At 74.1% G+C, this 25865-nt stretch carries 22 protein-coding genes and 1 pseudogene; 8 read left to right on the top strand and 15 right to left on the bottom strand.

The window, feature by feature from the left end; translation table 11 throughout:
• Positions 1 to 96: 96 nt before the first annotated feature.
• Together WMF26_RS47930 and WMF26_RS47935 are read right to left on the bottom strand one after the other, a co-directional pair.
• On the bottom strand, positions 97 to 1551 hold the full coding sequence (locus tag WMF26_RS47930) for a type VI secretion system Vgr family protein (RefSeq protein WP_061621310.1): 1455 nt from the start codon (positions 1549 to 1551) through the stop codon (positions 97 to 99).
• Between the two features lie 99 nt (positions 1552 to 1650).
• Complete coding sequence (locus tag WMF26_RS47935) at positions 1651 to 3462, bottom strand: DUF2169 family type VI secretion system accessory protein (RefSeq protein ID WP_437998158.1); 1812 nt, start codon at positions 3460 to 3462, stop codon at positions 1651 to 1653.
• Between the two features lie 371 nt (positions 3463 to 3833).
• Between WMF26_RS47935 and WMF26_RS47940 the strand changes: the two genes are divergently transcribed.
• Positions 3834 to 4172 (top strand): hypothetical protein, encoded by a 339-nt coding sequence (locus WMF26_RS47940; RefSeq protein ID WP_437952763.1) that lies wholly within the window; start codon positions 3834 to 3836, stop codon positions 4170 to 4172.
• Positions 4173 to 4295: 123 nt separating this feature from the next.
• The gene (locus tag WMF26_RS47945; protein ID WP_437998159.1) at positions 4296 to 5321 is read left to right on the top strand and encodes an aminoglycoside phosphotransferase family protein; all 1026 of its coding nucleotides are present in this window, start codon (positions 4296 to 4298) and stop codon (positions 5319 to 5321) included.
• Between the two features lie 229 nt (positions 5322 to 5550).
• Here the strand turns inward: WMF26_RS47945 and WMF26_RS47950 are convergent, their stop codons facing one another.
• Both WMF26_RS47950 and WMF26_RS47955 read right to left on the bottom strand, forming a co-directional pair.
• Positions 5551 to 6915, bottom strand: coding sequence for a hypothetical protein (locus WMF26_RS47950; protein WP_437998160.1), 1365 nt, complete (start codon positions 6913 to 6915; stop codon positions 5551 to 5553).
• A gap of 267 nt (positions 6916 to 7182) precedes the next feature.
• Positions 7183 to 8586 carry a hypothetical protein gene (locus tag WMF26_RS47955; protein WP_437998161.1) on the bottom strand — a complete coding sequence of 468 codons (1404 nt, stop codon included), beginning with the start codon at positions 8584 to 8586 and terminating at the stop codon, positions 7183 to 7185.
• Between the two features lie 737 nt (positions 8587 to 9323).
• Between WMF26_RS47955 and WMF26_RS47960 the strand changes: the two genes are divergently transcribed.
• Positions 9324 to 10118: an ABC transporter ATP-binding protein gene (locus WMF26_RS47960; protein WP_437952767.1), complete on the top strand. Its 795-nt coding sequence runs from the start codon at positions 9324 to 9326 to the stop codon at positions 10116 to 10118.
• Positions 10119 to 10367: 249 nt separating this feature from the next.
• Here WMF26_RS47960 and WMF26_RS47965 read toward each other — a convergent pair whose 3' ends face one another.
• Both WMF26_RS47965 and purN read right to left on the bottom strand, forming a co-directional pair.
• A complete protein-coding gene (locus WMF26_RS47965) occupies positions 10368 to 11996 on the bottom strand; it encodes an NAD(P)-binding protein (protein WP_061624474.1) in 1629 nt (542 codons plus the stop codon).
• A complete protein-coding gene (gene purN, locus WMF26_RS47970; protein WP_437998162.1) occupies positions 11993 to 12688 on the bottom strand; it encodes a phosphoribosylglycinamide formyltransferase in 696 nt (231 codons plus the stop codon). Before purN ends, WMF26_RS47965 begins: the two co-directional genes overlap by 4 nt.
• Positions 12689 to 12965: 277 nt before the next feature.
• Between purN and WMF26_RS47975 the strand changes: the two genes are divergently transcribed.
• On the top strand, positions 12966 to 13511 hold the full coding sequence (locus tag WMF26_RS47975) for a Uma2 family endonuclease (protein WP_437998163.1): 546 nt from the start codon (positions 12966 to 12968) through the stop codon (positions 13509 to 13511).
• An 89-nt stretch (positions 13512 to 13600) separates the two neighbouring features.
• Positions 13601 to 17251, top strand: coding sequence for a protein kinase domain-containing protein (locus WMF26_RS47980; protein WP_437998164.1), 3651 nt, complete (start codon positions 13601 to 13603; stop codon positions 17249 to 17251).
• A 66-nt stretch (positions 17252 to 17317) separates the two neighbouring features.
• Here the strand turns inward: WMF26_RS47980 and purM are convergent, their stop codons facing one another.
• Positions 17318 to 18364 (bottom strand): phosphoribosylformylglycinamidine cyclo-ligase, encoded by a 1047-nt coding sequence (gene purM / locus WMF26_RS47985; protein ID WP_437998165.1) that lies wholly within the window; start codon positions 18362 to 18364, stop codon positions 17318 to 17320.
• 410 nt (positions 18365 to 18774) lie between these two features.
• Between purM and mutT the strand changes: the two genes are divergently transcribed.
• Positions 18775 to 19203 carry an 8-oxo-dGTP diphosphatase MutT gene (gene mutT, locus WMF26_RS47990; RefSeq protein ID WP_437334674.1) on the top strand — a complete coding sequence of 143 codons (429 nt, stop codon included), beginning with the start codon at positions 18775 to 18777 and terminating at the stop codon, positions 19201 to 19203.
• A 54-nt stretch (positions 19204 to 19257) separates the two neighbouring features.
• Here the strand turns inward: mutT and WMF26_RS47995 are convergent, their stop codons facing one another.
• The 4 genes from WMF26_RS47995 to WMF26_RS48010 form a co-directional block, all read right to left on the bottom strand.
• Positions 19258 to 19740, bottom strand: a complete 483-nt coding sequence (locus tag WMF26_RS47995; RefSeq protein WP_437998166.1) for a DoxX family protein — start codon at positions 19738 to 19740, stop codon at positions 19258 to 19260.
• A 146-nt stretch (positions 19741 to 19886) separates the two neighbouring features.
• Complete coding sequence (locus tag WMF26_RS48000; protein ID WP_437998167.1) at positions 19887 to 20990, bottom strand: cytochrome c biogenesis protein/redoxin; 1104 nt, start codon at positions 20988 to 20990, stop codon at positions 19887 to 19889.
• Positions 20991 to 21011: 21 nt separating this feature from the next.
• Entirely contained in the window at positions 21012 to 21755 is a 744-nt protein-coding gene (locus WMF26_RS48005) for a zf-HC2 domain-containing protein (protein ID WP_437334677.1), read from the bottom strand.
• Entirely contained in the window at positions 21695 to 22279 is a 585-nt protein-coding gene (locus tag WMF26_RS48010) for an RNA polymerase sigma factor (RefSeq protein WP_437998168.1), read from the bottom strand. The genes WMF26_RS48005 and WMF26_RS48010 overlap by 61 nt, the downstream gene beginning before the upstream one ends.
• 176 nt (positions 22280 to 22455) lie before the next feature.
• On the opposite strand from WMF26_RS48010, the pseudogene WMF26_RS48015 reads away from it, so the two are divergent.
• A pseudogene (locus WMF26_RS48015) lies at positions 22456 to 22707 on the top strand (hypothetical protein); the annotation flags it as partial.
• Here the strand turns inward: WMF26_RS48015 and WMF26_RS48020 are convergent.
• The 4 genes from WMF26_RS48020 to WMF26_RS48035 form a co-directional block, all read right to left on the bottom strand.
• The gene (locus WMF26_RS48020) at positions 22704 to 23189 is read right to left on the bottom strand and encodes a hypothetical protein (RefSeq protein ID WP_020741720.1); all 486 of its coding nucleotides are present in this window, start codon (positions 23187 to 23189) and stop codon (positions 22704 to 22706) included. The pseudogene WMF26_RS48015 and the gene WMF26_RS48020 sit on opposite strands and share 4 nt — an antisense overlap.
• Before the next feature lie 156 nt (positions 23190 to 23345).
• A complete protein-coding gene (thiO, locus tag WMF26_RS48025) occupies positions 23346 to 24455 on the bottom strand; it encodes a glycine oxidase ThiO (RefSeq protein ID WP_437998169.1) in 1110 nt (369 codons plus the stop codon).
• 94 nt (positions 24456 to 24549) lie between these two features.
• Complete coding sequence (locus WMF26_RS48030; RefSeq protein ID WP_437998170.1) at positions 24550 to 24903, bottom strand: type II toxin-antitoxin system RelE/ParE family toxin; 354 nt, start codon at positions 24901 to 24903, stop codon at positions 24550 to 24552.
• 12 nt (positions 24904 to 24915) lie between these two features.
• Positions 24916 to 25281: a hypothetical protein gene (locus WMF26_RS48035; protein WP_437998171.1), complete on the bottom strand. Its 366-nt coding sequence runs from the start codon at positions 25279 to 25281 to the stop codon at positions 24916 to 24918.
• A gap of 270 nt (positions 25282 to 25551) precedes the next feature.
• On the opposite strand from WMF26_RS48035, the gene WMF26_RS48040 reads away from it, so the two are divergent.
• On the top strand, positions 25552 to 25845 hold the full coding sequence (locus tag WMF26_RS48040; RefSeq protein WP_437998172.1) for a hypothetical protein: 294 nt from the start codon (positions 25552 to 25554) through the stop codon (positions 25843 to 25845).
• The last annotated feature ends 20 nt before the right edge of the window (positions 25846 to 25865 follow it).

Genomic DNA, 25865 nt, shown 5'->3' on the forward strand with positions numbered 1-25865 from the left:
CGCGGCCGCAGCGCCCCGCGCCCAGCCGCGCCGCCCACGCGCGGCGCGCCGCCCGGGCCAGCGCAGGCGCGCCTCGCCCGGGGCGCCGCGCGCGGCTCACTCGTCCACGAGATCGAAGACGATGCCCCCCTGCGTCTTGATCCGGTGGGTCGACCGGTTGGCGCTGTTCACCGGAGAGGGCGTCAGCGGGTTGGGCGCGGCGCCCACGATCACCGGACGATCGGGATCGCCGTTCACGAAGGCGATGAGCACCTCGGTCCCCGGCTTGAGCGGGAAATGCGTGCCGTAGTTCGCGCCGGCGTGGTTCTGGAGCATGCGCACCGGCCTCGACGTCAGGCCCCCGGCCGCCCCCGTGTCGAACAGGAACCGGACCATGTACCTGCCCTGATCGTCGATCTGCGCGTCGTTGCCCCCGCCGCCCGGCCCCGCGTCGACGATCCCCGTGACCACGCCGCTGATCCGAGGGACCGGCGTGACGCGCGGCGGCCGATACGTGTTCTTGCTCGGGATCGCCCGGAAGGTGTTCACGTAGCGCTGGGGCGCCTCGCCCCCGCCCCAGCCGCCGGCGGGCTGCGTCGCCTGGTGCTCCACCTCGACGAAGAGCAGCTCGAGCCCCTCGAGGTTCGGGTGCCCCTCCAGCGTCGACCGCGCGCCCGCGCCGATCCCGCACACGGCGCTCCTGCCCGTGTAGACGAGCTGCGTCGCCTGCCGCTCCTCGGCCCGGATCTGCGCCAGCACCTTCCCCTCCGCCGGCGTCTTGTAGTGCCCGCCGAACTCGATCACGCCCCCCGCATACCCGGCGGGCAGGACGTGCTCCGACGTCAGATCGAGCATCGGTTGCCGGTAGTTGTAGTCGCGGGCCACGAACACGCTCGGCACGAGCCGCGATGTCGCCCCGATCTCGAAGACGTCACGGGTCTCCCCGCGCTCGCGGAACTGGACGGACGCGGCGGCCCCGGCCGCGGGCTTGAACCCGCTGGCGTCGTCGGTGAAGACCATCGTGTCCTGACCGTCCTGGTGCTCGAAGAAGAAGCTGATCCCGACGTGCTCGGCCAGGCGGCAGATGAAGGCGAAATCGGTCTCCTGGTACTGCACCGAGAACTCCCGCTGCGGGTAGCTGCCCATCAGCCGGAAGTCCACGTCGCTCCCGCTCAGGCCCACGAGCTCCAGCTTCTGCTTGATGATCTCCGGCACCGCCTTGTTCATCGTGATCTCGGTGGTCTCGACGAGCGTGAGCCGGTGCGCGCGCGGGACGATGCGCAGCCGGTACGCCCGGTGGTCGAGCAGCGTCGCGAGGCGATCGTGCACCTCGGCGACCATCCCGTGGATGCGCCGCAGCTCGACGCCGTCCCGCTCGAAGACGAGCGCGACGCTCTCGCCCGCGAAGGCCTGGCCGTCGACCGCCGCCTCGTTCGGGCACGCGACCTCGACGTCGAACGCGAACAGCTGCGAGATCGCCTCGCGCCCCGAGAGGCTGTTGAGCTGGAGGACGTCGGACGACAAGCCGGCGAGCTCGATGCGAATGTCTACGGATTCGTGCTGGGTGGTCATCGTCGCAGCTCCATCCATCGTGCTGTGGGAGAGGATCTCCCGCCTCGGTGCGCCGCCCGCCAGGGCGCCCGGCGCGCCCGCCGAGGCGGGCCTTGCGGGCTATCGTTTGCGCTCGAACCGTTCGTAAAGGCTCCTCCTCAATGCGGGGGACGGGGTCGGCAGCGACGGGCGCTCCGGCGGCGGGGGCGGCGGCCGCCGGAGCGGCGGGGCCGCCGGCGGCTCGTCCGGCTCGAACGACCGCGCGGGCGAGGCGCTGATCACCGGCTGCGGCGGAGGCGACGGCTCCGGCAGCGCGGGCGCCGGAGGCGGCGGCTCCGCGGCCGGCAGGAGCTCCGGGGACGACGGCTCCGGGAGCCGCGCGAGCGAGGGCTCCGTCGCGCCCGCGGCCGCGGGCTCCGGATCGAGCGACGGCGCCGCGGGGACGGCGCCGCCGGGCGCGTCGGCGCGCGGCTCCCAGTCGTCCTCGAACGAGAGCGCGAGCGTGCCCGAGCCCATGCGCTCGTCGGCCGCGACCGGCTCCCGGGCGAGCATCGACGGAGGCAGCCCGGCGCCCGGGGGCGCCGGCTGGAACGGGAGCGCCGGCGCGTCCGCCGCGTCGTCGGCCTCGGACAGCAAGGCCAGCGTCGTGAGGGGAGACCCCGCCGGGGCGTCCTCCGCCGAGGAGAGCGAGAGGGTCCCGGTGTCGAACCGGGGCGCCGGCGCCCCCGCGCCCGCGGCGTGCCCGGCGGGGTCGCCGGGGGGAGGCCCGTCGCGGAACGGCGTCGCCGCCCGGACGAAGGCCGCGACGCCGTCCTCCGCGAGGCTCATCGTGCGCGACCCGGCGGCCGGATCGGCCTGGGTGGCGCCGAGGACGCCGTCGTCCGGGCCGAGCGCGCGGCCGGCCGCGTCGGCCGCCCGGGCGAGGCCGGGGCCCGCGGCGCCCGCCTCGGCGGGCCGCTCGGGCCACTCGAGCGGCTCCCCGGGGAGCTCGACCCCCGCCACGATGGCGGCCGCCGCGAGCGCGGCCTCGTCGGGGACGGCGAAGCTGCCCCGGAAGACGAGGGTGCACCGCTGCTCGTCGCCGTCGATGCGCAGCGTGTCCGCGTGCAGATCGAGCGGCTGGCCCTCGCTCACGCCGAAGACCGAGAGGCCGTGGATGCGCGCGCGGCCGCGCGCCTCGGGCAGCCGCATCCGGACGCGCGGCAGCGTGGGGTGCAGCCCCGTGAGCTCGATCCATTCGCCGCCGCGCAGGGGGCGCGTCCGCTGATCGGGGGGCGCGGCCTGGTAATACGCCCACGCGAAGGCGTCGGGGATGTCGGCGATGGGGGCGTCGAGCGCCTTGCGCGGGGTGGCGCCGAGCAGCCGCCTGCGCGCCGGCCAGGCGCGCGCGATCGGGCCGAAGCCGGCCGCGCGCGCCGGATGGAGCGGATCGAGGATGTTCGCCTCGGGATCGGACGGGTCGCCGGTCGCCTGCACGCCGAGGAAGTTCTCGTGATCGCTCTCGCCGCGGAGCGCCCGCTCGTACACGATCGGCATCCGCTGGAACCCGGCCCTGTCCTGGACGAGGAGCTCCTTGTCGAGGAGGACCTCGCCCTCGTCGGAGATCGTGAGTCGCACAGGCAGGGAGTGCACGGGCGCGCCCGGCGGCGGCGCGTGGGCGTGGCCGGTGAAGAGCACGTCGGCCTGGTCGAGGCGCGGCGCCAGATCGCTCGTGAGCCTGACGCTCCGGCCCGGGTTGTTGCCGTGGTGCACCTCCCCGTGGAGGATCTTCTGCGGCTCGACCCTCGGCATCTCCGCGTCCGCCGCGAAGGCGAAGGTGGCCTTGACGATCACGGTGATGCGGAGCTCGCCCCGGTGACGCCAGGCCACCGAGGTCGCCGCGGCTCCGTTCAGCGGCGTGACCCTCTCCGGCGCCGTCGCACTGTTCGCCATTCCACGGGTGTATAGCACAGCCGCCGTCGCGCCCCCGGCCGAACGCGCGCCGCGCCGGGCCGATCTGCCGGCGGTGCGCGCGCGGCGGCCCTGCTGTAGGGCGCCGCGCGGGTCGGCGGCTGCGCCCGAGAGGGTCGATGGCGCGCCGCGAGGGTCGGTGGCGGCGTCGCGAGGGTCGATGGCGGCGCCGCGAGGGTCGGTGGCGGCGCCCGAGAGGGTCGATGGCGCGCCGCGAGGGTCGGTGGCGGCGCCCGAGAGGGTCGTTGTCGCCATAACGAATGGCTGGGGGCGAGCGTCGTATCGGCCGCTGCGCGGGGCGGCGGCGCGCAGAAACTTGCGGCCGCCCTGCGCCCATGCGACCCACTGCGATCATGAAGCTGGCTGGAACCGCTCGCGCGCTGGCGGCGCTCGCCGTCCTCGTCATGATTGGCTCGTTCGGCTGCGACACGGTGGCCACGCTCGTCGCGCCCGCAGTCCCGGTGGTCATCGAGAAGGCGACCGCGCCCGGGGACCCGGCCGCGCCCCAGGATCCGGCCGCCGCGCCCGAGCCGCCCGAGAGCCGGAAATGCTGCTTCCGGAGCGGCGAGAGCGTCGCGAAGGTGTGCGAGAGCAAGGAGCGCTGCTGCTCGGGCAGGTACGACCGCAGCGAGTGCGAGGATTCTGGCGGCCTCTGGTTCCAGAGCGCCGACGGCTGCGCCGGCGCCTGCTGAGGCGCGCTGGCGGCCACGCCGCCGCGCCGGGAACCGGGCATCCGCGCCGGGAGGCGATCGCGCCGGGAGGCGATCGCGCCGGGAAGGCTGGCGCCCGCATGGGCTGACGGCGTACGAAGGGGCGTGCGCGAGCTCGACCCCGACGCCCTGCACCGGCTCGTCCAGCGGGTCACGGGCCATGGTCCGTCGTCGCTTTCGCCCCTGCGCGGCGGCGTGTCGTGCCGGCGCTACCTGCGCGTCGTCACGCCGGCCGGCACGGCGGTCGCGATGTTCGCGCCGAGCGCGGACGGCGATGGAGCCGCGGCCGGCGCGGCTCCCCCGCGGTGGCCGTTCCTGGAGGTGCACGCGCTGCTGCGCGAGCGGGGCGTCCGGGTCCCGGCGCTGCTCGCGGAGGACTGCGAGCACGGCCTGCTCCTCCTGGAGGACCTCGGGGACCGCACGCTCGCGGCCTTCGTCGAGCGCGAGCCCGCGCGTCGCGCCGAGGTCTACGCGCTCGCGGTGCGCGATCTGGCGCGGGCGCAGCGGGCGCTCGCGGCGCTCCCGCGCGGCTCGATCGTCGACGCCTGCGCGCTCGACGCGACGCTGCTGCGCTGGGAGCTCGACCATTTCCGCGCGTGGGCGCTCGACGCGCGCGGGCTCCGGCTCGACGACGCTGCGCGGGCCGAGTTCGACGCGCTGGCGGATCGGCTCGCCCGGCGCATCGCCGCGTGGCCGCGCGGCTTCGTCCACCGCGACCTCCAGAGCCGCAACCTCATGGTCGTGGACGCGCCGGGCGGGGGCCTCGAGCTCGCGTGGCTCGACTTCCAGGACGCCCTCCTCGGCCCGCGCGTCTACGACCTGGCGACGCTCCTCAACGACAGCTTCCAGGACCTCGATCGACCGTTCGTCGAGGCCCGCCTCGACGAGTATGCGGCCGCCGCCTCGCTCGATCGGGCGGCGCGCGAGGCGCTCGGCCGGGAGTTCGAGCTGGTCACGGTCCAGCGCAAGCTCAAGGACGCCGGGCGCTTCGTCTTCCTCGACCGCATCGGCGCCGATCCGAGCTACCTGCGCTACGTCGAGCCCGCGCTGGCGACGGCGCGCGCCGCGCTCTCGCGGCTCGGCGATGACGCGGACATGCGGGCGCTCTCGAGGATCGTCGCGCGGGCGTGAGGGAGAATTTGACGCAAAGGCGCAAAGGCGCAAAGGCGCAAAGGCGCAAAGACGCAAAAAAGATAAGAGAAAAAAGGGAGTTCGTCGAGCGTCTCGATCTGGCGAGCGCTTCAATCTCTTCTTTTTCTCATTCTTCTTCTTGCGCCTTTGCGCCTTTGCGCCTTTGCGTTAAATTCTCTCCCTCGCCTCGTCGGCCGGCTGGCCCCGCGCCCCTCCGGAACCGCCCGGCTCAGAGATCCGACGCCTCGAGGAAGCGCTGGAGGAACGTGACGGCGCTCGTCCCACCGGCCTCCGGGACGCCGCCGAACATCGCGAACTGGTGCCATACCCAGTCGGCGTTCAGATAGGCGTCCTTCTCGCCGGCGTCGAGCGAGGAGCACACGTGATCCCAGCGCGGGTTGACCCCGGGGAGATAGCCGCTCTTGTCGGGCGGCAGGCACGAGACGCGGGCCCCGTCCGAGTTGCCCGCGAGCCTCCGCTGGATCGCCGCGTTCGCGTCGAGCTGGTGCCCGCCGGTCATCCGCAGCCGGCGCGAGGCGTCGCCGCTGTACCAGCGGAGGATCGTGGCCTCGCTCTTGGCGATGCCGCGGGCGTCGAAGGCGAACACCTCGCTCACCCGTCGCAGGTTGGCGGCCAGCGCCTGCCACAGCGGTAGCCCGCCCGCGCTGAAGCCCGCGAGCCCGAGCTTCCCGAGCCGCGCCCCGCCCGGCCCGAGCCCGATCCTGCGCGCGCCCCCGAGGAAGCGGAGCGCCGCCTCGGCCAGGCCGGGCAGGCCCGCGCTCGTCGCGGCGCCGAAGCTCGTGCCGCTCGGCCACGGGTGCAGCAGGACCACCGCCCGGCCGCTCGCGGCGAGCGCCTCCTCGAAGCCGCAGCGGAGATACACCCAGCGGGACTGGTCGCGCGGATCGCGCTCGAACACGTCGCGCGCCCAGTACGAGGCGCTCGGATCCGGGTCGGGGCTGAGCAGGTACCGATTCAGACCGAACATCTCGTGGCGCTGATCGACCCGGGTATACGCGTACCCTTCCGGCCGGTAGAACACGAGGGCCGAGACCCCGGCGTCCGGCGGCGCCTTGCACGCCTCCGGGATGCTCGCGAACCAGATCTTCGGCTCTCCCGCGGTGGCGCCGAGGGCCACGAGCTCCGTGCCGGGCCGGTGCTCGCGCTGGTACTCGTCCGAGTACCGCGCATAGGCCATCCAGAACGGGGTGATGTCGACGAAATCGGTCCTGATCTGCGCGAGCGCGAGGCCCGGCGTGGACGTCACGTCGACGAGCGGGTGCGCCTGCCCGAGCGCCGGGTCCGGGGCGGGGCCGAGCGCCGTCCCGCCGCCGGCGACGTCGAAGGCCTGCTCGACCGACAGGACCTCTTCCTGGAGGGCCGGGACGTCCTCGAAGGCGCCGAAGGCCGCGGAGAAGCGCGCCGTGAGCGCGACGCGCGCCGCGCCCGCGGGGACGTCGAACTCGCGCAGCCCCGGGCCCGCGCGGGCGAGCGGCAGCGGCGCGCCGTCGGCCGTCGCCTGCACCTCGGAGAGCGCGTCCGGCAAGAGCGGGCTGCCCGCGTTGCGCCAGGTGACCCGGAGCTTCAGCGGCATGCGGCGCTCCGGTCCGGACAGCGCGCGCGCGGCGCGGCGGCGCGGGTGGCGCGGATCGGGCCGCGGCCGGCGAGGAGGCAGCGCTGCGGGTCGGGTGGCACGGTGCGCCCAGGATACCAAAAGGCGCGGGGCGCGGGAGAGCGGGAGAAGAGGGGAGTCCGGAGGGCCTTTGGCCCCGTGTCGATCAGCCGTTCGGCGGGCTGGCGCGCCGCGCGGCCGTGAGGCGCTCCTCGCCTCCGCGGCCGCGCGGCGCCCTCGATCCGGCCGTCAGCGGTTCGCGCAATAGCCGAAGGTGGTGCTCGAGCCGGCCGAGAGCTTGGCGTTCCACGTTCCAGAGAACACGAAGTTGGTGCTCGTCGCGTCGGCCTTGACGTTCCAGCTGTTGTAGATGGTGCCCTCCCTGGGCACATAGAGCGTCCACGTGACCTCGCGGGTGTCCTTGTTCGTCAGCTTGACGTCCTTGCAGTACCCGCTGGACCACGACGTGGACGTGGTGATGCTGACGTCGACATTGCCGCCCTCCACGCGCACGCCGGTCCCGGTGCCGCCGCCGGAGCCGCCGCTGCCGCCGGAGCCGCCGCTGCCGCCGGCGCCACCGCTGCCGCCGGAGCCGCCGCTGCCCCCGCCGCTGCTGCTGCTCGTGGTCGTCGAGCTGCTGCTCGTGGTCGTCGAGCTGCTGCTGGAGCTGCTGCTGGAGCTGCCGCCCTTCACGCTGGCGATGAAGCGGTCGTAGGCGGCGACGTCGCCGGTCTGCGAGAGCATGACGATGGCGACGCCCATGTCGACCGCCTTGGCGACGTTGTTCGCGTTCAGCCAGGTGGTGTCGACGTTGATCGGGCCGCCGCCGAACGTGTACGCGTCGACGATGACGAGCGGCAGGGCGAGCGCGGCCGTGATCTCGCGGTAGGTGAAGTTGTCGATCTTTCCCTCGGTGAACGGGAACTGCTTGCCCGTGAGGCCGACGTACTTGACCACGCTGCGGTCCCAGCCGTCGTAGAAGTCGCCGACCGACGAGGCCCACTTGGTGGCCCCCGGGCTGAACCACGGGCTGAAGTCGATGACCACCTTGCACGACGGGCACCCGGAGCGGATGGCGCCGAGGATCTGGTTCATGAAGCTGTCGGACTCCGTCTCGGTGAGCGCGTTCTGCTGCGCCGTCTGCGAGAACTGGTACCAGTCCGGCTCGATGTGGATGAGCGCCTCGACCGACCGCCCGCCGAAGGACGCGTTGATCGACTGCGCCGCCTGCTTGTAGGCCTCCACCATCTTGCCGATGTTGCTGCGCACGTACGCCGCGCCCCGCTGGCACAGCGGCGCGCCGGAGTCGCCGTCGCAGTCGCGATCGGACCCGAGCCCCTTCTTCGTCATGTCCGTGGCGATGTAGCCGAAGAAGTAGGGGGTCTTCCCCTGGTTGACGATCTGCTGAAGCTTGCTCTTATGTGTGGAAGTGAAGCCGTTCGACTGCAGCCAGTCGCCCACGGCGACCACGTCGACGTTGGCCGGCCCGGACGAGCCCGGCGCCCAGCTCTGGCTCCACTGGGGGGCAACGCCGAAGCGCATCTGCGACGCCGCCGCGGCCGCTGCGACCTCATCGGCGAAAATCTCGTTCTCTTCCGAGACGCTGGAGCCGTCGTCCGCGGCGACGATGCACCCGCCGAGAACGGCGAGCATGCACGAGACTGCCCCAGCACCGAAAAGCGAACCCTTGATCTTCGTCATTGCGTCAATCTCCAAGTGGCCGAGCGGCTCGGCGCCGCGTCGGATTTTTCTCACTCCCGAGCGCCAGCATCGGCTTGGCGCGGGGCACTCGTTGAAGGTGCCAGGGGGACTGCAACGACCGGGCCATCCATCTCTCGAGATCGGCAAACGCCAATTCATGCGCAGATTTTCGACGGTGCCTGTCCGCGAGAGATGGTGAGTGATCGCTCGAGTGGATCGCCGATCCGGGGCACGGACGATCCACCGCGAAACCCCTGATTCGATTGGGAAAGACGCTGGGAAAGCGCGGGAAAACAGGGGAAAATTCGCGCAAACATAGGAGAATGCGACCGTGGCAAAGGGCCACATCAGGGGATCACGATTCGGGTGCTCGGCGCGGCTCGCACCCACGAACGTTCGCTGTCTCACCGGGAGAGGCGCCATCTCGCGCCCGGTAGCAGAAGATTCCACGAAAGAGGCCTTGAGGACGCAGCCTGGCAGTAATATTCAAGCTGACGACGCTCGGTCTCGCCGCATCACACCGCGCGTGTCTGACATGTGCGGACATGTAAGACCGACATGTGAGATCCGTGTGCCGCTCGTCAAAAGCGCTTGAGTTGCGAGGTGTCGCTGGATAGGATGTACATCTTTTATCCAGCTAGGCACTCCGGTAGTCTGCGCCGCATGAACGCGAACCGTGGAGTGGACCGATGAGCGCGCCCGCGCTCATCGAGATCGAGGACGCCGAGGTGTACCGCGGCGATACGCGCGTCTTCGAGGGGCTGTCGCTGCGCATCGAGCAGGGGGAGAGCACCGCGATCCTCGGGCCCAACGGGGCGGGGAAGTCGACGCTGCTCCGGCTGCTCTCGAAGGAGATCTATCCGGTCCACCGCGAGGGCTCGGGCGTGCGGATCCTCGGTCGCGAAAGGTGGGAGGTGTTCGCCCTCCGGCGCAGGTTGGGGCTCGTGTCGTACGAGCTGCAGATGTCCTATCCGCGGGAGGTGCGAGGGGCCGACGTGGTGCTCTCCGGCTTCTTCGCGAGCGCCGGGCTGCACGAGCACCAGCCGCCGACCGGCGCGCAGCGCGGGCGCGCCGAGGCGGTGCTCCGCGAGCTCGGCGTGGCGCACCTCGGGGGCAAGCCGATCGCGGAGATGTCCGCCGGCGAGCAGCGGCGCTGCCTGCTCGCGCGCGCGCTCGTGCACGACCCGGAGGCGCTCGTGCTCGACGAGCCGACGACCAGCCTCGACCTGAAGGCCGCGTTCGAGCTCGTCGACCTGCTCAGGCGCCTCGTGCGGAGCGGGAAGACGCTGATCCTGGTGACGCACCACGTGCAGGAGATCCCGCCCGAGATCGAGCGGGTCGTCCTGCTGAGGAAAGGCCGCATCTTCGCCGACGGCCCGAAGCGCGAGGTGCTGACCGACGAGAACCTGTCGCGCCTGTTCGACGTGCCGCTCTCCGTGGTCGAGCGAGACGGCTTCTACCAGGTCTTCCCCCGCTCCCCGTGACACACGGCGCTCCCGCGACTCACCCGCCGCCGGAAATTACCGATCTCCGATCAGATTCATAGAAAGCGGTAGGCCCCCAGAGAGGGTGTTCTCGGGGCGGGGTGGGGGATGGGCCGATGTCTGAGCCTGAACCATGAGTCATCCGGCTTGCCGGATGGCTCATGGTTCAGGCGAGTTCGGCGGGGCCCCCACCCCGCCCCGAGAACACCCTCTCTGGGGGCCGGGCATTTCGTCGAAGCCCCCCCCGCGCTACCCGATCTCCACCTTGCTCCACATGTCCCTCCGCATCCGCTCCTTGCGCCGGTCGGTGCGGGTCACGAGGCGCGCCGCGCCCCACGCGGCGAGCAGCTGGCCCTCCTGGCCGAGGCCGGGCAGCACGCTCCGGCCGACGAGCAGCGTGCGCTCGATCGGACCGCGGATCGGCTCGCCCGCCAGCCCGAGATAGCCGGGCGGGTCGACCTCGAGCTGGCGCACCATCGGCTCCGCGCCCGGGGCCGCGCCCTTCAGGGCGGCGCGCTCGATCAGGCGGCGGCGCTGGCCGTCGTAGAGCCACACGGGCAGCCCGTCGTGCACCGAGTCGACGAGCACGAGGTGACGCTCGAGGAAGGGGAGCTCGGCCGTGAGCGCGTCGAGCACCGCCTGGCGCGCCTCGAGCAGCGACAGCGGGCTCCGGTCGGGCAGCAGGATCTCCGCCACGAGCAGCGTGTCGGTCGACGGCGGCGGGAGATCGCAGCGCTGGAGGTGGATCACCGGGCGCCCCGGCCCGGACGGCCGCGTGGCGCGCGGCGAGCTCGGCCGCCCGCCGGAGGCGTCGCCCGGCGCGCGCGGCGGCGGCGGGGCGAGCGAGCGGCCGGCAGGCACGGACGGGAAGGGGAGCAGGAGCGACTCGGGGCCGAGCGGCTCGGGCAAGCCCTCGCGGCGCACGATGAGCGAGACGACGAAGCGGCCGACCGAGGAGGTGATGCGGGGCCACTCGCGCAGCGCGCGCTTGTGGATGCCCTCGCCGCCCGAGAGGCTCGCGAGCGTCTCGCCGTCCATGTCGGTGATGACGAAGCTGCTGCCGTTCGGGTGGTCGTCGCCGTCGACGACGACCCCCGCGGCGGTGCCGCGGCGGACGTGGACCGAGGCGGCGCGCTCGTCGAGGAGGCAGCGGCCGCCGTGGGCGAGGATGCGCTCGACGAGGAACTCCTCGAGCTCCTCCTCGCCGCGCGGGAGCATCATCAGCCCGCGCGTCCACGCCCCGTGCAGGCGCGCCACCGCGAAGGGGGGCGGGAGCGCCGAGAGATCCGTGGCGAAGAGGACGGACTGCGTGACGATCGAGCGGAACAGGTGGCCGCGCGGGAACTCGACGAGCAGGTCGGCGTCGGGCTCGGCGCGCGCGTACGGGAGCATGGCGGCGTAGCGCGCGGTCTCGCGCCGCTCCCAGAACGTGCCCGGCGGCCAGACGGCGTCGTGCGAGAACGCGTCGTCGGCGGCGCCGTTGACGTGGGCGAGCTCGGCGTAGAGCTCGTCGACGACGCGCCGGAGCTCGGGGAACTCGCGGTCGATCTCGCGGCCGAAGAGGACCATGTCGGGCGGCACGTCGAGGCGCCGGCGCGGCGCGACGACCTGCAGCATGGGCATGGCCGGGACGATGCGGCGCTTCCAGGTCTGCGACTGGGCGAGCTCGACGAGGAAGCGGCGCCACGCGGGCGAGGGCTCGGCGAGCATGGTGAAGGCGCGCCGGCGGAGGACGTGCTGGTCGAGGCGGTAGGTGGGCGGGCGCTCGCCGTGCCCGACGACCATGACGGTGAAGTCGCGCCGCGCGAGGAGCGCCGCGGCGGTGAGCGCGCCGATGGAGCGGCCGAGGACGATGACGTCGTAGTGCTTGTGGATCACGCCCCTTCCTCGACCTGTTCGGGCGCGCGGCCGCCCTGGGCGAGCCCGAGCGCGGTGTCGACGCCGGCGATCGTCGCGCGCGCGCGCCCGCCGGACGCGGCGGGCGGCGCGACCCGGAGGCGCCCCTCGGCGATCCACGAGAGGGCGCGGACGAGCAGGGCGTGCTCCTCGACGAGGATGCGCGCGGCGAGGGCGTCGCGGTCGTCCCCGTCGAGGACGGGGACGGCGGCCTGCGCGAGGATGGGCCCCGTGTCGGTGCCGGTGTCCACGAGATGGACGGTGCAGCCGGTGATGCGCACGCCGTGATCGAGCGCCTGCTGCTGGGCGTCCACGCCGGGGAAGGAGGGCAGGAGCGAAGGGTGGATGTTGACGACCCGGTGCGGGAAGGCGTCGAGGAAGGTCGGCGTGAGCAGGCGCATGAAGCCGGCGAGGACGACCCAGGCCGCGCCCGCCTCGCGGAGGGCGGCGACGACGGCGGCGTCGAAGCTGTCGCGATCGGCGAACCCCTGGTGCGAGATGACGCGCGTCGGGATGCCGGCGCGCTCGGCGCGCGCGAGGCCGGCGGCGCCGGGCCGGTTCGAGAGGACGAGCCGCACGCGGGCGTCGAGGCGGCCGGCGGCGATGGCGTCGAGGATCGCCTGGAGGTTCGAGCCGCGGCCGGAGATGAGGACGCCGAGATCGAGGGGGGGCATGGGGGGCAGATACTACGGCGGGGGCGGGCGCGGGAGAGATCCGGGGCGGCAGCGGCCGTCCGGCGCCGGCGCGGGGGCCCGGCCCCGGGGTCGTGGCGCGCTGCCCTTCGCGCGAGCGGCGCAAGAGCGCCGCGGCTCGCCGCGGAGCGTCGCTTGCGGCCTCGCCGCGGTCGCCTATCCTCAGCCCATGGTCGCCGTCGCTCCGCTGTCCGAGCCGTTGGCACCCCTGTCCGAGCCCTTGGCGCCCCCGTCCGGCCAGGGCGAGCAACGCTTCGTGATGTCCAACGTCTCCTGGGACGAGTACGTCGCGCTGCGCAAGCTGCTCGACGATCACCCGGGGCTGCGGATGACCTACTGCGAAGGGGTGCTCGAGCTCACGAGCCCGTCGGCGGACCACGAGGATGTCAAGACGCGCATCGGGCGCCTCGTCGAGCTGTGGGCGCTCGCGCGCCGGGCTCGCCTCTACGGCTACGGCTCGACCACGTACCGCCGCAAGAAGAGGCAGCGCGGCCTGGAGCCCGACGAGTGTTACTGCGTCGGCAAGGTGAACACGAAGCGGCCCGACATCGCGATCGAGGTGTTCATCACGAGCGGCGGCATCGACAAGCTCGACGTCTACCGGGGGCTCGGGGTGCCCGAGGTGTGGATCTGGAAGGAGGGACGCATCTCCGTCCACCGGCTGGGGGAGGGTGGGTACGCGCCGATCGAGCGGAGCGGGTTGCTCCCCGAGCTCGATCTGGACGAGCTCGCGGAATGCGCGCGGATCCCCGATCAAGCGGACGCGGTCGACGCCTACTGGGCGCGGCTGAATCGCGGGGGATGAGCGGCGAACGCGGCCCCGCCGGGGGTCGGTCCCCGCGGGTCGGCCACCTACCAATGCCGCGCCGCTCGGGTTAGGGTGGCGCCGCCACGATGTCGGAACGCCCGCCCGAGACGACCCTGACCCCCGAAGAGGCCGCGAAGCAGCGGGCGGTGTCCTACCTCGGGCGGGTCATCTCGAAGCGCTACCGCATCGACGAGGTCATCGCGATGGGCGGTATGGGCGCGGTCTACCGCGGCGAGCACGTGCACATGCACAAGCGCGTCGCGATCAAGATCCTGCACCCGGACACCGAGCGGCTCCCCGAGCTGGTGCAGCGCTTCGAGCGCGAGGCGATCGCCGGCGCCCACATCCAGCACCGGAACGTCGCGACCGCGACCGATTTCGGCGAGGCGGAGGACGGCTCGTTCTTCCTGGTCCTGGAGTACGTCCGCGGCACGACGCTCCACGAGATCATCCGGCGGGGGCCGATGCCCGCGGCGCGCGCCGCCCTGATCGCCCGGCAGATCGCGGCCGCCCTCGGGGCGACGCACGCGATGAGCATCGTCCACCGCGACGTGAAGCCGCGCAACGTGATGGTCGTCGAGCCGCAGGGCGACCTCGTGAAGCTCATCGACTTCGGCCTCGCGAAGGTGAGCGTCGATCAGCTGCGCCGCTCCGTCGCGTCGCCGGAGTCGACGCGCATGGAGGGGGAGTCGCGCCCGGTCCGGCTCACGACGGCCGGGGTGATCTTCGGGACGATCGCCTACCTCGCCCCCGAGTCGGCGCTGGGGATGGATTTCGTCGACGAGCGCGCGGATCTCTATGCCCTCGGCCTGATCTTCTACGAGATGCTGGCCGGCAAGCACCCGTTCCTGGCCAAGGATCCGGTCGAGCTCTTCAACCAGCAGCGCAGCGCGCCCGTCCCGGCGATCGCCGAGCACGCGCCCGGCGTCGCGGTCCCGCCGGCCATCGAGGCGGTCGTGCGGCGCCTCCTCGAGAAGCAGCCGCGCGCCCGCTTCGAGAGCGCGGCGGAGCTGATCGCGGCGCTCGACGCGGCGTGCGCGGCGTCGGGGATCGTGATGGACGAGCCCAGGGCGGAGATGGGGTCGAGGGCCGAGATGACGTCGGTGCCCGCGATCGGCGAGGCGGCGCGGGTGCCGAGCAACCGGCCGCCGCTGCCCAGCGCCGCGCCGCCGCGCGAGCCGAGCAACCGGCCGCCGCCGCTGCCCAGCGCCGCGCCGCCGCGCGAGCCGGAGGCGGGCTCCGGCGGCTCTTCGGCGATCCTCCTCGGGGATTCGTGTCTGGTCTCGCTGACGGACGTGGCGGACGAGCTGGAGCCGGCCGCGCAGCGGGCAGCCGGCGAGCCGGCGGGCGGCGGCGCGAGCGCGCCGGAGCCGGCGCGGGCGGATGACGACGCGGAGGCGACGGCGCGGGCGGAGGGCGAGGATGAGGACGAGGAGGACGCCGCGAGCTACTCGCGGCCGACGCCGGTGCGCAATACGCCGACCCTCGTCGCCGAGCTGACGCGCGACTCGCGCCCGACCGCGGTGGGCGGCGCGGCGTTCATGGCGCAGGTCGCCTTCTCGCGCGAAGAAGCCGCGCGCGATGCTGCTGCCGAGGTCGAGGCGGCGCCGCTGTCGAGCGACTCGCGCCCGACCGCGGTGGGCGGCGCGGCGTTCATGGCGCAGGTCGCCTTCTCGCGCGAAGAAGCCGCGCGCGACGCTGCTTCCCGCGCGGGCGCGCCCTCGCCGCGATCGGGGGAGCAGCCCGCGTCGCAGGAGCCGGCGCCGCTGGTCTCGACGCCCCCGCCGGAGGAGGCACCGTCTCCGGGGCCAGCGGAGCCGGTACGGTCGCTGGAAGAGCCAGTGCCCGAGGAGCGGGAGGGCTCGGTCTCCACGCAGCCACCGATGAGGGCGACGTTGCCCGCGCCGTCGGAGCGTGGCCGGTCGGCGCCCCCGCAGGAGAAGCCGTCGCAGCCGGGCACGGCGGAGCTGCCAGCGGCCGCGGTGGAGCGGGCGTCGTCGAGGCCGCCGTCGGCGTCCGCAGCAGGGCCGGCGTCATCGAAGCCGCCGTCGGCGTCGGCAGGGGAGCGGGCGTCGTCGAAGCCGCCGTCGTCGTCGGCAGGGGAGCGGGCGTCGTCGAAGCCGCCGTCGTCGTCGGCAGGGGAGCGGGCGTCGTCGAAGCCGCCGTCGTCGTCGGCAGGGGAGCGGGCGTCGTCGAAGCCGCCGTCGGCGTCCGCAGCGGGGCCGGCGCCCTCGAAGCCACCGTCGGCGTCGGCAGGGGAGCGGGCGTCGTCGAAGCCGCCGTCGTCGCCCCCGGTGGAGCGGGCGTCGTCGAAGCCGCCGTCGTCGCCCGCGGCGGGGCAGGCGCCGTCGAAGCCGTCGTCGTCGCCGGCAGCGGAGTCGGCGCCGTCGACGCCGCCGTCATCGCCCGCAGGGGAGCCGGCGCCGTCATCGCCCGCGGCGGAGTTGGCGCCGTCGAAGCCGCCGTCGTCACCCGCGGCGGGGCCGGCGGCATCGAAGCCGCCGTCATCGCCGGCAGCGGAGCCGGCGCCGTCGTCGCCCGCGGCGGAGCCGGCGCCCTCGAAGCCGCCCGCTCCCTCCGCAGAGGACCCCGCGTCCGCGAAGACGCCCGTCTCGCCCGCGAAATCGCGGCCGCCGGTGACCGAGCCCCCTCCCGTCACAGCGTCCGCATCGCGGCCGCCGGACGAGCCGCCCCCGGAGGACGACGCGCCCGCGTCGGAGCCGACCTCCGAACGAATGAGCGGCTCGCGGCCCGCCTTCGCCCCCACGCTGCTGCGGGAGCTGGAGGCCGCCGAGGCGGAGCGCGTCGCCCGGGAGCGCGAGGAAGAGGCCAAGCGAAAGCTCGCCGAGGAGGCCGAGCGCGCCGCCAAGGAGCGCGAGGAAAAAGCCAGGCGGAAGCGCGCAGCCCAGGAGGCCCGCGCGTCGCGACGGCGCGACGAAGGCGCCGGCCGCGGCCTGGGCCGGCTCGCCCCGTACCTCGGCGGCGCCCTCGTCGCCGTCGGCGTCATCGCTGCGCTCGCCAGCAGCGGGCGCGCCCCGCCCGAGCCGGAGCCCCAGCTCGGCCAGGCGGCGCCGGCCGCAAGCGCGCTCGCCACGAGCGAGCCCGCCCCGGCCGACGCGGCGGCCGCCCCGGAGGCCTCCGGGCCCACCACCGCGGCGCCCGAGGACGCTGCGCAGGCATCGCCCGCAGCGCCCGAGGCGCCCGCCGAGCCACCGCCCGACGAGGCGACCCGGAAGGCGCTCACCGACGCGGCCCGGGCGCGCCGGTGGGTGAAGGCCGCCGAGGCGCTCAACCTGCTCGCCGAGCGCGATCCGACCGCGCTCCGCGAGCGCCCGGTCGCGATCGCGGCGCGCAACCTCGCCATCGCCATCTCGAAGACGGGCGAGGAGCTCGCCGACCAGGTCTTCGACGCGCTCGCGCGCCGGTTCGGGACCGCCGGCCTCGACGTGCTCTACGAGATCGTCGAGACCCGGGGCCGCTCCACCCCGGCCACCCGCGCGGCGAAGCTGCTCCGCGATCCGGAGGTCGCGGCCCGCGGGACGCCGGCCGTCCGGATCTCCTTCGAGCTGCGCGACGCCACCTGCGGCGAGAAGATGCCGTTCCTCGACCGCGCCGTCTCCGAGGGCGACCAGCGCACCCTGGTCGTGCTCGAGACGGCGGTGAGGCCCTGTTACACGAAGAACCGCACCATCGACGAGGCGATCAAGAAGCTGAGGGCGCGGCTCGAAGGCGGGTGAGCTCGCGCCGGCGCCCGGCTGCCTTCGCCGTCGCGCCGGGCCCTTGCGTGCGCCGCGCCGGCGCCGTCAGCCGAAGCGGACGCGCTCCTCGAAGGGCACGTCGCCGACGGGGACGATCTCGCCGAGGACCCACGCGCGCTCGCCGCTGTCGGCGAGCGCGTCGATGGCCTTGTCGGCCGCGGACTTGTCGACGACGGCGACCAGGCCGACGCCGAGGTTGAAGGTGCGCCGCATCTCGGCCTCGTCGACGGGCCCGCCGCGCTGGAGCAGGTGGAAGATGGCGGGCCGCTGGTAGGAGCCGAGGTCGAGCCGAGCGCCGAGCCCGTCGGGCAGCACGCGCGGGAGGTTGCCCGGCAGGCCGCCGCCGGTGATGTGCGACAGCCCGCGGACCGCATCGCCGCAGGCGGCGAGGAGCGCGGTGATGGCGCGGGCGTAGATGCGGGTGGGGGTGAGCAGCGCGTCGCCGACGGTGGCGCCGAGCTCGTCGACGCGGTCGCCCATGCGCAGCCCCATCTCCTTCTCGAGGACCCGTCGGGCGAGCGAGTAGCCGTTGGAGTGCAGGCCGCTGGACGCGACGGCGAGCACGGCGTCGCCGGGGGCGATGCGCTTTCCGTCGAGGATGCGGGAGCGCTCGACGACGCCGACGGCGAAGCCGGCGAGGTCGTACTCGCCGTCGGCGTACATGCCGGGCAGCTCGGCGGTCTCGCCGCCGATGAGGGCGCAGCCAGCCTGCTTGCAGCCGTCGGCGATGCCGCGGACGACGGCCTCGCCGACGTCGACGTCGAGCTTGCCAGTGGCGAAGTAGTCGAGGAAGAAGAGAGGCCGTGCGCCGACGGTGAGGACGTCGTTGACGCACATGGCGACGAGGTCGATGCCGACGGTGTGGTGAACGCCGGTGGCGAAGGCGACCTTGAGCTTGGTGCCGACGCCGTCGGTGCCGCTGACGAGCACGGGCTCGGACAGCCCGCCCGGCAGCGCGCACAGGCCGGCGAAGCCGCCGACGTCGGCGAGCACCTCGGGGGTGCGCGTCGGCTTGGCGAGCCGCTTGATGCGCTCGACGAGCGCGTCCCCTGCATCGATGTCGACCCCCGCTTCCCGGTATGTGACGCTCATGCGAGGCGCCATCCCATACCTCGGCGGCAAAGGGAAGCGGGCTCGCTCCCGGCGAGGCCGGCGCCTCGCTCCCGGCGAGGCCGCCGCGCCTGCTCCCGGCCAGGCGACCGCGCCGCTCGCCACGGCCGGCGAGCGCGGCGGCCTGCGGCTGAGGCACACCCCGCTGCGCCGCCGCCGCAGGGCGGCGCAGCGCCGCACAGTCCCCGAGCGCGGCCGCTCCTCGCGTCGAGGGCCGTCGCCCGGTTGCCCACACCGCGGCGCGCATTCTCCTTGCGTACCATTCCGTTTTCGGGTGCGACTTTCTCGCTGGATCCGACCATCTCCGGCCGATGTCGATTCTTCGCTGCGGTGCTGTCGTGAGCGGCTCTCCGGCCTTGTCTTCTGCGCCGCGGTCGACATCCTAGGCGCCCATGTCCGCCGCGCCCGATCCGCCGCCTGCCCTCGTCCTCGTCGCCGCCGCCGTGGTCATCGAGCGCGGCCGCGTGCTGCTCACGCAGCGCAAGGTGGGCGCCCACCTCGCGGGCGCGTGGGAGTTTCCGGGCGGCAAGGTCGAGGCCGGCGAGGATCCGCGGGACGCCCTCGTCCGCGAGCTGCGCGAGGAGATCGGCGTGGAGGCCCGCGTCGGCGACATCGTGGAGGTGACCTATCACCGCTATCCGGCGAAGCCGGTGCTGCTGCTCTTCTACGAGGCTTCCTTCGCCGAAGGGTCTCCCGCGCCGGCCGCGCTCGACGTCGCCGCCGTGCGCTGGGCCGAGGCGGCCGAGCTCCGGGACGAGCTCTTCCCGCCGGCCGACGTCGCGGTGCTCGCCAAGGTGCGCGCGCGCCTCGCGGTGGCCTAGCCCCGCGTCGCCCGAGCGCGGATCGGCGCGAGCCGCCGCGCTCGTCGCTTCACGTCAGGCGCGTGCTCGCAGCCGTCGTCGGTGGCCCATCAGCGCGTCGACGGAGAACGCGCCTGCGCCGCCGAGCGCGAGGGCGACCAGCCCCGCGATGTACAGCAGGTTGAGCTCGTACCCGGGTGGGCCGAACACAGGCCCATCCGCCGTCAATCCGATCGTGTTGACGGCGCTGAACCCATGCTTGAGGTGAACGGAGAACATCGCCGTCAGCATCGTGGCGATGAGGGGAACGGCGACGATCGCGGTGAACGCGCCCGCGAGGACGGCGACGCCGCCGAGGAGCTCCACGAACGGCACCGCCCAGGACATGAGCTTCGAGAAGGGGACGCCGAGCTGGGTGAGCAACGCCTCGAATCTGGCGGGCCCTCGGCTGAGCTTCACCCAGCCATGCACGATGAAGCCATAACCCATGACCAGGCGCAGGAGCAGGGGCGCCCATTGGCCGGCTCGCGCTTCGGAAATCGATGGTTTGTTAGCCATACTAACGATGTCTCCTGCCCGAGCGGGTACGAGGCACCCCGTGAGGCTCGGGTGGCTGGCGGGGCGGATGAGGGAGCGAGCTCCGCGGTCGGCTGGCGGGGCGGATGAGGGAGCGAGCCCCGCCGTGGGGGGCTCGCCGTGGGAGCTCACATGGCAGGGGGGCAAGCCTCGCCGCGGACGTCGCCGAGCAGGCTCGCGAGCCGCTGGCGGGGGAGCTCGCCGACGGCGCGCTCCACCTCCTGACCGGCGGCATCGACGGTGAGGAACGTCGGCACGAAGCGCACGCCGTAGTGGGCCGCGAGGGCCTGCCCGCGAGGATCGTCGACCCGGACGCGCAGGACCGTGCCGGCCTCCTTGGCGCACCGCGCTTCGAGCTCCTTCACGAGCGGCGCCATGCGCTCGCACACCGCGCAGTGCGCGCTCTCGAACTCGATCAGCCGAGGCATCCCCTCGGGAAGGGCGGCGTCGCCGGGTTCGACGGCGCCCGTCGGGGCCGCGCACGCCGATGCGGAGCCGCTGTCGCAGGGCGCGCCTGCGGCCACGGCCGCCGCGGGCGCCGGAGAGAGGGCGTCCAGACGGCCGGTCGCGAACGCGATCCCGAGGACCACGAGCAGCGCCCCCGTCACGCGCTGGAGGGCCGGCGTGGCGGGCATCAGGCGGCGCGCGAGCGCGACGGCCGCGGGCCCGACGAAGGCCGCGACGACGAGCGGCGTGGCGAGGCCCGCGGCGTAGGCGCCGAGCTGAACCGCGCCGGCGAGCGGGCTGGCCCCCGCGCTGGCCGCGTAGGTCAGCGCGGCGCCGAGCACCGGGCCGACGCACGGCGTCCACCCTGCCGCGAAGGCGATCCCGAAGAGCATGCCCCCCCAGAAGCCGCCCGCGGCCGGCAGGCGGGCGAGGAGCGGGCGCGCCTCGCGCTCCAGCCACGGGAGGCGCAGCACGCCGAGGAGCTTCGCGCCGAAGAGCGCCAGGATCGCGCCGGACGCGAGGGCGAGCGCGCGCCGATGGGGCGCAAGGGCCGCGGCGATCGCCGACGCGCCGGCGCCGAGCGCGACGAGCACGAGCGCGAGGCCGATCGCGAAGCCGACGCCGGCGAGGCGCACGCTGCGGCTCGCCGCCGCGCGGTCGGGGCCGCCGAGCGCCCCGGCGCCGCCGAGGGCCGACAGGTAGACCGGGAGCATCGGGAGCACGCAGGGCGACGCGAACGTCAGCAGCCCCGCGCCGAAGAGCGTCAGCAATGAACCGAGCGTCATGGGTCCTCGTGGTGCACTGGATCAGGGCCTGCCAAGCGCCGGCGCGAGCGCCGCCACGTCCACTTCAGCGACAGCGAGCACCGGCTGCTCCACGCTCCTCGCGCAGATCGCGTTGCCGAGCGGCCCCCGGGTGCACCCCACGCCGCGCCCCGCGAGCGCGCGCGCCGCCGTCGCGGCGTCGGACCCGGGGGGCGGCACGAACACCGTGAGCGGCTTGTCCCCGCTCTCGTACATGAGCGCCGCCGTGCGCGTCTCTCCGATCTGGCAGAGGCGCGCCCCGAGCAGCCGGGCGCCGGACACCGCCGGGACGGTCACCGCGTAGCCGAGCTTCCCCTCGAGCCACCCGGCGACGGCGCCCGGATCGGAGGACTCGAAGTCGCACGGGCGCTCGCGCGCGAAGCCGCGCACGTGGTGGCTCACGAGCTCGTCGGCCATCGCCGCGCCCACGCCTCGGCTCGGGCTGCCGACGAGCAGCGCGGCGGCCGCCGCGGCGGCGGCGAGGGCTCCCGTGATCGCGAAGGGGCGGCGGCGCGGCGCGCGCGCGCTCCTCGCGGCGGCCTCCGCCCGGTCGCGCAGGCGCTTCGGGACCTCCCCGTCCGCCTTCGCGACGAGCGCGCGCCGCACGCCGCCGAGGACCTCCGCGGCGCGCCGGCAGGGCCCGCAGCCGGCGACGTGCGCCTCGATGCGCGCGGCGTCCTCGGGCGTCACCTCGTCGTCGTGCCACGCCGAAATGTTCTCGAACCACTCGCGGTTGCACCCTGCCATGACGTCTCCTCGTGCCGTTCGGAGAGGCCCTCGACGAGCGCGAGCCGCGCCCTCGAGAGCCGTGATCGCACCGTGCCCACGGGGCACCCCTGGAGATCCGCGATCTCCTCGTAGGAAAGGTCCTCGACCTCCCGCAGGAGCAGCGCCTCGCGCCACTCCGGCGGCACGCGCGCGAGCGCGCGCTCGACCTCGTCCGCGAAGCCGCGTCCGAGGAGCTCCGCCTCCAGATCCCCCTGCGGCTCCGGCACCGACTCGGCGCCGCGGCCGCCCTCGATCACCTCGAGGCGCTGCCGGGCGCCGCGGGTCGCGTTGAGCAGCACCGATCGCTCGATGCGGAGCAGCCACGCCCGCATGCGGCCCTCGTCGCGCAGATCGGCGTGCCGCTCGATCGCGCGCACCACCGTCGCCTGCGCCAGATCCTCGGCGTCCTGCTCCGAGCGCGTCAGGCGGCGCGCCGCGCGCAGGAGGCACGGGAGCTCGGCGAGGAGCCGATCGACGAACGAGGCGTGGGGAAACGTGGGCATGCGCTGGAGGGGGAGCGGGAGGGCTTTCGCCGGCCTCGTTTCCCTGACACTCCCAGGACACGGTGAGGGGCGCGAAAAGTTCCCGACCCCGCGGGTCGTGCTCGCGCCTCCGTGATGTAGCGAGCCTCACATTCGGTGAGTGTCGCCCGTAGCACGGGCAACGAGGGCGCGCCGGACACGCGGCCATCCTCTTGCCGAACGGCCATGGGCTCGTGGCAGGCGGCAGGCAGACGAGCCGGCGCACCGACGGGACAGAGCTGTCGTCGGCGGATACCTACGACCCCGCGAGCAACACGTGGAGGGGCGCCGGTAGCGATGCGACCGCGAGCTCCAGCGCTGGCGCGACCGGCACGCAGAGCAGCGGCGGCGGAGATCTCCCGCTGACCGGCCGCCAGCTCGCCTTCGGGCGACGAAGCCCTCGCGGCTAGCTCGTCGCCGGGCCAGGCCCGAGCTGCACGGGCGGCGGGGTCCGCGTGATGCTCCGCCAGGTGTCGACGGCCCAGTCCCGGTCCGACTCCTCCTTGCAGACGATGGTGCAGCGCGCGAGCCGGCCGGCCTCGGGGCACACCATGATGGCCATGAGCACCCAGCACGGCTCCGGCTCGTCATCGCTCTCGCCGTGCATCCACAGCGCGGCGCCCGCGACCTGCCCCTCCTCGTGCTCGTAGCGCAGCCCGGACATCTCGTGCGGCGGGAAGGTGTCCAGCACCTCCTTGGCCGTGAAGGGCGCGCCGTCGTGCCGCCGGTAGATCATCGACGAGAGCGAGACCTCGCGGCGCTCGCCCGGATCGAACATCCGCAGCGTCTCCCCGCCGTACAGGAGCTCGGACTCGAAGGAGGGATCCACCTGGATGGCCCAGCCGCAGTGGAAGTAGAACCGGATCGGGATGAGCTCGCAGGTGGGCGGCATCGCGGCGCTCAGCGTAGGCGCTCCGCGCGGCGAGCGCACGTGAACCTGCCCCGGCCAGGCCGCCGGGGGCGCGGCGCGCCGCCGCGCGGGCGCCCGCGAGGCGGCGGCGATGGGCCGGCGGCCGCCGCGCTCAGCCGTCGGCGGCAGCCGCCGCGCTCAGCCGGCGATGCCGGGCCGCCCGGGCGAGAAGGGCGACAGATCCAGCGGCGGTTGCTCTCCCGCGACCAGCGCCGCCACGATCTTCGCGGTCACCGGGGCGAGGAGGACGCCGTTGCGGAAATGCCCTGTCGCGAACACGAGGCGCTGGAGCTCCCCCTCGCCGAGGATCGGCAGATCGTCCTTCGTGTGCGGCCGGAGCCCGGCCCACGTCCGTCCGATCGGCGCGTCGCCGAGCGCGGGCATGAGCCGCAGCGCCGCGGTCAGCAGATCGCGCACCGCGCGCGAGGTCACGGCGGGGACGTAGCCGGCGAACTCCATGGTCGCGCCGACCAGCACGCGCCCGTCGTCGCGCGGCGACAGGTAGCACCCGGGCCCGTAGATCACCTGCGTCAGCACCGGCGACGCCGGCGTGAGCTCGACGATCTGCCCGCGCGCCGGGCGCACCGCGGCGGGCGCGAGCCCCGAGGCCTCGAGCAGCGACGACCAGCTCCCCGCGGCGAGCACCGTCCAGCGCGCCTCCACCTTGGTCCCGTCCTCGAGCTGCGCCCCGCGCGCCTGCTCGCGATCGACGAGGACGCGCCGGACGGTCGCCCCGGTGCGGAACTGCACGCCGGCGCGCTCGGCCGCGATGCGCAGCGCGCGCATGAGCGACGGCGGATCGATCCGCGCCTCGTCGGCGAACCACACGCCGCCGGCGACCTCCTGGCAGAGCGCCGGCGCGCGCGCCCGCGCCGCGTCGCCGTCGCAGAGCTCCGCGGCGAGGCCGGCTTCCCGCTGCCAGGCGACCTCGCGCGCGATCTCGTCGCGCCCGGACGGCGTGAGCGCTACGCGCAGCGCGCCGCACTGCCGGTAGCCCACGTCGATGCCCGTCGCCTCGGCGAGGGAGGCGGCGAGCTCCGGGTAGAGGCTCCGGCTCGCGAGGCAGAGCCGCGCGAGGGGGCCGTCGCCCGCGGCCTCGAGCTGGGGGCCGATGATGCCCGCCGCCGCCCAGGAGGCGCCCTCGCCCGGGTTGCGCTCGAGGACGCGGACGGACAGCCCGCGCCGCGCGAGGGCGAGCGCCGACGCGCACCCGGCCACGCCGCCGCCGATCACCACCACGTCGCTCATCGGCGCGTGCATAGCACGCCGGGCGCCGCGGGGAGGCGTGCGGGAGCGCTGCGGGCGGCTGGCGCCGGAAGGAGCGACCCGATGCGTTGCGCGATCACCTTTTCCGCGGCTTCGGTGGGGGGAGACCGGCCTCGGCCAGCGGCCGCTGCTGCCGCGCGTGGAAGAGGCGCAGCAGCCAGAGGTCAGCGTCGGGGTCGGAGTCGTCCGCGAGATACCAGACGACGTAGGGGAGCTTGCGCAGGAGGAGCCTGCGGACGACGGCTCGGTCTTGGCTGTCCTTGGCCTCGGCGGGGCCGATCGCGGGGAGGCGGGCGACGAGCTCGATGGCCTCGTCGAGGCCGGTCCGCAGGCGCTCCACCCATTCGATCCCGCGGTTCTCTTCGAGCCAGCGCACCTGATCGCGGAGGTCGCGGGCGAACTCCCGGCGAAAGCGGACGCGGCGGCCCACGCGGCGCCTGGCCTAGCGGGCGCCGCGACGACGGGCGCGACGGAGCGCCTCGTCGAAGATGGAATCGATCTCCTGGCGCGAGGCCTCGTCGTGCTCTCCGGCCTTCATCCGCTCCCAGACCGCCCAGACCTGGGCTCGCTGCCACTCCTCCGCCCGGCTGAGCTGCTCCGCGTCGTCGAGTTCCTGGACGCGCTCGCTGAGGAGCGCGCGGATCGCGGGGGAGAGCTTGAGGCCGCGCTTCTTCGCCTCGGCCTGGACCCGCGCCCGGAGCTCGGCCGGGAGGACCACGCTGACCGGGCCGCTGTCCTCGTCCGGACCACGCCCGGGCGGGTCGCGCTCCTCGCCCTGCTTCCGCCTCGCCGCTCCCGCACCTCTCATCTGCGTTCCTCGCGGAGAAAGGATAGTGGAATCCACTATGATGCACAACCGGGCAGCTTGGACCGTGCGAGGAGGCCTCGGGAGGTCTCTGGAGAGAGCCGCTGCCGGGCGGCAGAGGTGAGGGGAAGCGCTGCGGACGGCCGGCAGAGGTGAGGGGAAGCGCTGCGGATGCCCGGCAGGGGGGAGGGAAAGCGCTGCGGACGCCCGGCAGGGTGCGGGAAGGGCGGACGGGCAGGTGGACGGTGTGCTGGCGCGGGAGAAGGGGCTAGGGTGCTGAAGCAGCAGGAGGCTCGTATGCGGATCGTCATGGAAATCCCCGAAGATGCGTTTCGTACGCCCAAGACCCCGCAGCAGGTCGCGGACGAGATGCGGCAGGCAGCGGCAGTTTTCTGGGTCGCTCGAGGGGACGTCGCGCCGGAAGCGGTGAACGACATTGCCAGGCCGTCCGTGCCCGAGAAGGAGGGAACGTTGATGGACCTCTTGTTGAGCATGCCCGACGTCGGGGATGACGTCGACTTCGAGCGACCTGTGGACTACGGCCGGCCGGACGTCGAGTTCGACTGAGGCATCACTGCCGCTGGAGC

This window comes from Sorangium sp. So ce185 (assembly GCF_051526825.1).
Lineage (GTDB): Bacteria > Myxococcota_A > Polyangia > Polyangiales > Polyangiaceae > Sorangium > Sorangium cellulosum_D.